Origin of the sequence: Winogradskyella marina (assembly GCF_015645385.1) — a bacterium.
Taxonomy (GTDB): Bacteria; Bacteroidota; Bacteroidia; order Flavobacteriales; family Flavobacteriaceae; genus Winogradskyella; species Winogradskyella marina.
This window is the reverse complement of the sequence record NZ_JADOET010000047.1, coordinates 1-874: the sequence shown is the minus strand read 5'-3', so window position 1 is coordinate 874 and position 874 is coordinate 1. Positions and strand designations below refer to the sequence as shown.

The window sequence follows — 874 nt, the reverse complement described above, 5'->3', positions numbered from 1 at the left end:
ACGTGTTTGTGTATGATTTCGTTGCGTGTTTAAGCACTAAAGTTAGCAAATAAATCACAGATAGAAAGTCCGCGAGGACTTTCGTAAGTAGGCTAGAACTAGCAATGAATTATACACGGTGTTACCACACGTTTTTTATTTCAGGTTGATATTTATATGGATTTTCAAATTCAGTTTTTCCATCGTGATAGATTAAAAATTCCACGTTATTTTCTTTAAATTCTATAGTTTCTATTTTATCAATTCCAGTTACGCAAGAGTTATTTCCAACGTGTTTTATTTTGTCCAGAATAAAAAAGGTACTTTCTGTAATAAACAAACTTTCTCCACACGCCATAAATCCACCATCTCTAACTTCTATGTTGTGTTTTTTATCAATTTCAAATTTTGCTTTTGGTGGATGAAATGGCATTGCTAAAAGATAGAAGAAGATAATAGGCATTTCCCAAATCAGACTCGAAATCCCAAATATCACGAGAGGTATTGTTAAAAATCCGCTTAATATTTTAGTTCGTGTTTTTTTAGTCAATCCGAACAATATAATTGTTGAGATTAAGAAAGTTAGTCCAATAATTGTGGTTGTATACTTTCCTTTAAATCTAAAGTCAAAAACCAAAAGTAAAGCACAGATTAAAATTCCAATTAAAGAGTAAAACGAAATTCGTTTAATAACCTTTTCCAATTTCGGTAAGTCAGATTTTGTCAAAATGAGAACTAAACTAATTCCTAAAAATATTGCTATTAAAACTAAAAATGTCGTCATTTCTCAAATGTGTGGTAACGTGTTTGTGTATGATTTCGTTGCGTGTTTAAGCACTAAAGTTAGCAAATAAATCACAGATAGAAAGTCCGCGAGGACTTTCGTAAGTAGGCT

The 874-nt window shown here is 31.2% G+C and carries 1 protein-coding gene; it reads right to left on the bottom strand.

From position 1 onward, the window contains the following. Positions 1–121: 121 nt before the first annotated feature. Positions 122–763, bottom strand: a complete 642-nt coding sequence (locus ITJ86_RS17165) for a hypothetical protein (protein ID WP_195872873.1) — start codon at positions 761–763, stop codon at positions 122–124. Positions 764–874: the final 111 nt, after the last annotated feature.

What these genes read in the sequence shown, in the direction of transcription:
- ITJ86_RS17165 (WP_195872873.1), bottom strand. Translation starts at nt 763, where the DNA reads ATGACGACATTTTTAGTTTTAATAGCAATATTTTTAGGAATTAGTTTA.